Consider the following 5,395-nt stretch of genomic DNA (forward strand, 5'->3'; position numbering starts at 1 on the left):
CTTGCGCTTTTCTTATTACTCGACTACATTTTCGATGATGGTTGCGACACCCATTCCTCCGCCGATGCAGAGAGTAGCCAATCCGTATTTTTGTTCTCTCTTTTTCAATTCATGAATCAAAGTGACCAGGATTCTCGCACCGCTCGCTCCAATTGGATGGCCAAGTGCGATTGCTCCGCCGTTGACATTGACGTTGTCTTCGCTCATGCCAAGCTCTTTCATTACGGATAGCGCCTGTGCTGCAAAAGCTTCATTTGCTTCAACCAGGTCAATGTCAGTCAATTCCATCTCTGCTTTTTTAAGTGCTTTTTTAACAGCATCGACTGGGCCAATACCCATCATGGAAGGGTCAACACCAGCGGACGCATTTGCCTTGATTGTTACAAGCGGTGTAACACCAAGTTCTTTTGCTTTTTTGCCGCTCATTACAACGACAGCAGCTGCACCGTCATTGATTCCAGAAGCATTGGCTGCTGTTACAGAACCATCTTTTTTAAATGCCGGCTTTAACTTGCCTACCTTCTCAAGTGTGCTGCCGAATTTAGGATGCTCATCCTGGTCAACGATGATTGGGTCGCCTTTACGCTGTTTTACTGCGACAGGAACGATCTCATCTTTGAAACGACCAGAGGTGATTGCTGCTTCAGCTTTATTTTGGCTTTTTACGGCAAAAGAATCCTGCTCATTACGGGAGATTTCATATTTATCGGCAAGGTTCTCAGCTGTGACGCCCATATGATAGTCATTGAATGCACATACAAGTCCGTCGCCAAGCAATGTATCAACTAGCTTTTGATCTCCCATCTTGAAGCCTTCGCGTGCACCTTTAAGAACGAAGGGAGCCTGACTCATGTTTTCCATGCCACCGGCAACGACGATCTCTGCATCTCCGGCAGCAATCGCCTGATACGCAAGATGGACTGCTTTTAAGCCAGAGCCGCATAGCTTGTTGATTGTCATAGATGGGCAGGTTTCAGGAAGTCCAGCTCTCATGGCAGCCTGGCGCGCAGGGTTTTGGCCTAGACCAGCCTGCAGTACGTTCCCCATGATTACTTCATCAACCGCATCAGCACTGACATTTGCTTTTTCTAAAGCTGCTTTGATTGCTGTTGCTCCTAAATCTACTGCAGAAACACCAGAGAATGCCCCGCCAAAGGCACCAGTCGCTGTTCTAACAGCACTTGCGATTACAATTGTATTTTCCATTTTTCAAGCCCCTTTCGAAGTAAATATTCTAATGGGGGGACTAAATCCCCCTATATCTTTAATCATAATGATTCAGGAAAAAATTGTCACTTTATAGCAAAGCTAGAGATTACAGTATTATACAAGTCCAGTAAGTTTGTAGATTGCAATAATGAAGAATACTGCAAGCGTTTTGATTACAGTGATCATGAAAATATCTTTATAGGATTGTTTATGTGTTAAACCTGTTACTGCAAGCAATGTGATAACAGCCCCGTTATGCGGAAGCGTATCCATACCGCCGGATGCCATAGAAATGACACGGTGCATAACCTCTGGCGGAATGTTGAATTGGGTTATTGCTTTCATATATGTGTCTGCCATCGCACTTAAGGCAATACCCATACCGCCGGATGCGGAACCTGTAACCCCCGCAAGAGTGGTTGTTGTCACTGCTCCGTTGATTAACGGATCTGAGAAAGTGGTTGAAATTCCTTTACTCACTACAGAGAAACCAGGAAGGGAAGAAATGACTCCGCCAAATCCATATTCAGCACCTGTGTTCATTGAAGCAAGCAATGCTCCTCCGATAGCGGTATTAATTCCTACCTTGAAGCCCCCTGTAACACCTTTCCAGTTATACAATAGGGTAGCGATAATCCCTAGTATTAGTGCCAATTCAACGGACCAGATTCCGACGACTGCAGGAATTTGGATTGTTCCGTAAGCTTCAAGCCCGATTTTCGAGAAGTCAAAGCCATTAGGATACCACTTAGGAAGATTCACTGTGAAAAACTTGTTAGCTACTCCAACCAGGACTAATGGAACGAAAGCCAGTACTGATTTTAGAGTGCTTGTATTTGCAGTCATATCGATTTTTGCTACGCCTTCTTCAAGGGCATCTGCTTCGGCAGTTGCTGCTGATTCAGCGTTATCAAATCCGTAAAAACCTTCGCCACGTTTAGCCGCTCTTTTTCTAAGTGTTTCAAGGTAAATCATACCAAGAGTGAAAACGAGAATCGCACCTATGATACCAAGTGTTGGTGCTGCATAGATATCTGTTCCAAAGAAGCCTGTTGGAATAACGTTCTGGATTTGCGGTGTGCCTGGAAGTGCATCCATTGTGAAGGTGAAGGCACCAAGCGCAATTGTTCCAGGAATGAGTCTTTTTGGAATGTTTGCTTCCCTGAATAAGTTTTTAGCAAAAGGATAGATTGCGAATACTACAACGAATAAGCTTACGCCGCTGTATGTTAAAATTGCGCCCATCAAAACAATAGCAAGAATTGCGCGAGTACCGCCAACTAGTTTAATGATTGATTTGGCGATTGATTCAGCAATTCCGGACATTTCAACAACTTTACCGAATATAGCACCAAGCAAGAAAACAGGAAAATAGCTTTTGATGAAACCAACCATTTTTTCCATGAAGATATTGCTGAAGAACGGAAGTACATGGCTCGGATCTGTCAGCAGTACTGCAAGCAGCGCTGCTATTGGTGCAAACAGAATTACGGAAAATCCTTTGTAAGCTGTGAACATCAATAATCCAAGAGCGAGGAGAATAATAAATAGCTCCATATGGGAATCCCCTTTCTAATACTCAAGACGTTGTCTATGAATTGTTTTTTTATACTGCTGTATATTTACGGATGCTTGCTGGTTTTTCATCCTTTAAACCCATAGGTTCATTCGTGAAAATCCTGCTGTCCATTAACTTTAAGTCTTTAGCAATCAACGGTCTGAAATTCATTTGAGACAGAATATCTTTTTCAAGATTGATCCCTGGCGCAATTTCTGTCAGGGTAAGTCCTTCGGGCAATAGTTCAAAGACTGCACGCTCTGTAATATAGATTACTTTTTTCTTATTTTCACGGGCAACATCACCGCTGAAAGTAACCTGTTCTACTTCCTCCAGAAATTTTCTCGCTTTGCCCTCCTGGAGGATTTCAAGCTTGCCGTTATCCGCCTGGACCTTTAATCCGCCTGCCGTGAAGGTTCCGCAAAATGCAATCTGGCTGGCATTTTGCGTGATATTGATGAATCCACCGCAGCCTGCTATTTTAGGGCCGAATTTTGATACGTTGATATTGCCTTTGCCATCACATTGCGCAAGGCCAAGGAACGCAGCATCAATCCCGCCGCCATCGTAAAAATCAAACATATATGGTTGATCAACGATAGCCTGTGGACCGATTGAACAGCCGAAATCAAGGCCGCCGGCCGCCGTACCACCAATTGCACCAGGTTCCAATGTTGGTGTGAACTGGTCATTCATTCCCTCTTCCTGTAGGACGTTTGCGATTATTTCTGGCACTCCGATTCCATAGTTTAATACTTTAGTATTTTCATTCAGAAGCATTGCTGCACGGCGAGCAATAACCTTTCGCTCGTTTAGCGGGTATGTTTTATCAGATTGCTGGTGAACGACATCCCCGCGGTAGAAATCCTCATTCAGCTGCGTGCCAAATGTTTGCATATGATTCGCAGGGTTTTCAACAACGACAACATAATCAACCAAAATTCCCGGAATGGCAACCAGCTTAGGATCGATTGTACCGTTTTTGACGATTTTCTCTACCTGTACAATCACTTTTCCGCCGCTGTTGCGTGCATTCATGGCAATTGAAAGGATTTCAAGTGTAAGCGGCTCTTTTTCAAAACTAATGTTACCGTTTTCATCAGCAACCGAACCTTTCAAGAGAGCAAAGTCAATCTGCTGTGTTTTATAGGCAAGATAAGGTTTGCCATCGAAAGTTACTTTTTCGACGATTTCATCCTTCGTGACTTCATTCAGTTTGCCGCCATCAAGGTCTGGATCCACAAAAGTCCCAAGACCAACATGAGTAACCGTTCTCGGTTTGCCTGCAGCTCCATCACGGAACATTTGCGAAATGACGCCCTGCGGCAGGTTATAGGCTTCGATTTTGTTATTGACCACAAGAGGCTGGAATTTCGGAGCAAGGCCCATATGCCCGCCGATAATTCTTTTTACTAACCCCTCGTGGGCATAGTGGTTCATGCCACGGTCCACGCCATCGCCATTCCCTGCTGCATAGACCAGGGTTAAATTCCTTGGTGACTGGTTTTCGATGAATCGATTTTCTACTTCTATATAGATTTCTTCTGCAACGCCCACGCCGATAAAACCACCAAGGCCAACAACGGAATTGTCGGTGATCAGGCTTGCTGCTTCTTTAGATGTAATGATTTTTACAGAAGACATAGTAAACACCTCATTATCTGTTTTTCTTTATTGTGCAAATGAGTGAGTGGGTTATAGCCTTAATCCGCCTGATACTTCAAGAACGTGACCGTTCACATAGCTTGATTCATCACTTGCAAGGAAAAGGACTGCATTAGCAATTTCCTGTGGCTTTCCTAGACGGCCAAGTGGAGTTTTTTCCCGGATTGGCTGGAGGACTTTGTCTGGCACAGTAGCCATCATTTCCGTTTCAACATATCCAGGAGCGATTGCGTTGGACCGAACAGCTGCGCCTTTTCGCGTGAATTCTTTTGCCCATGTATAAGTCATGCCGATGACACCAGCTTTAGTAGCAGCATAGTTTGTCTGGCCGACGTTTCCGTATACTCCTACGACAGAGGAGATGCTCACGATTGATCCTTTGCCATTTTCCATCATAACTGGCGCTACTGCCTGTGTAAGGTTGAAGACGCCTTTCAGGTTAACATCAATGACTGCATCCCACATATCTTCAGTCATCTTTTGGATTAAGGCATCACGTGTAATTCCGGCATTGTTAACAAGAACATCTATAGTACCAAACTCGTTTTTAACTTCTTCCACAAATTTCGCAACCTGGTCACGATTCGTTACATTCAATTCTACATGGCGTACATTTGGCAAATTGTATTCTCCAGTTCCCATATCAAGAGAATAGACTAATTTCGCACCTTCTTGCGCAAACGTTTCCACGATTTGGCGTCCGATCCCTCTTGCTCCGCCTGTAACAATAGCAATTTTACCTTCCATTCTATTCATAATGTAAGCCCCCTACATGAGTTAAATTATCTACCCTCTTAATGTAAGCGTTAACAATGATAAAATAAAATACATATAATTCATATTTGGAATAACTTTTGGTTATAAAGAAATGACTGTTTTAACCTAGACTGTTGATTTCCGCTCCAGGCACTCGCTTTCCGCGGGGCGTCAGGTGAGCCTCCTCGTCGCTTTGCTCCTGCGGGG

Annotated in this window: 4 protein-coding genes; all 4 read right to left on the reverse strand. The window is 44.0% G+C overall.

Features of this window, described 5'->3' with window-relative positions:
* Positions 1 to 15: 15 nt before the first annotated feature.
* The 4 genes from V7654_RS18355 to V7654_RS18370 all read right to left on the reverse strand — a co-directional run bounded on the left by V7654_RS18355 (position 16) and on the right by V7654_RS18370 (position 5,188).
* The gene (locus V7654_RS18355; RefSeq protein ID WP_335432189.1) at positions 16 to 1,206 is read right to left on the reverse strand and encodes an acetyl-CoA C-acetyltransferase; all 1,191 of its coding nucleotides are present in this window, start codon (positions 1,204 to 1,206) and stop codon (positions 16 to 18) included.
* Positions 1,207 to 1,323: 117 nt separating this feature from the next.
* On the reverse strand, positions 1,324 to 2,766 hold the full coding sequence (locus V7654_RS18360) for a GntP family permease (protein WP_335432190.1): 1,443 nt from the start codon (positions 2,764 to 2,766) through the stop codon (positions 1,324 to 1,326).
* Between the two features lie 49 nt (positions 2,767 to 2,815).
* Positions 2,816 to 4,411, reverse strand: a complete 1,596-nt coding sequence (locus V7654_RS18365; protein WP_335432191.1) for an acyl CoA:acetate/3-ketoacid CoA transferase — start codon at positions 4,409 to 4,411, stop codon at positions 2,816 to 2,818.
* 51 nt (positions 4,412 to 4,462) lie between these two features.
* The gene (locus tag V7654_RS18370) at positions 4,463 to 5,188 is read right to left on the reverse strand and encodes a beta-ketoacyl-ACP reductase (protein WP_335432192.1); all 726 of its coding nucleotides are present in this window, start codon (positions 5,186 to 5,188) and stop codon (positions 4,463 to 4,465) included.
* Positions 5,189 to 5,395 lie beyond the last annotated feature (207 nt).

The sequence above is a fragment of the Bacillus sp. JJ1609 genome (assembly GCF_036967045.1).
Lineage (GTDB): Bacteria > Bacillota > Bacilli > Bacillales > Cytobacillaceae > Mesobacillus.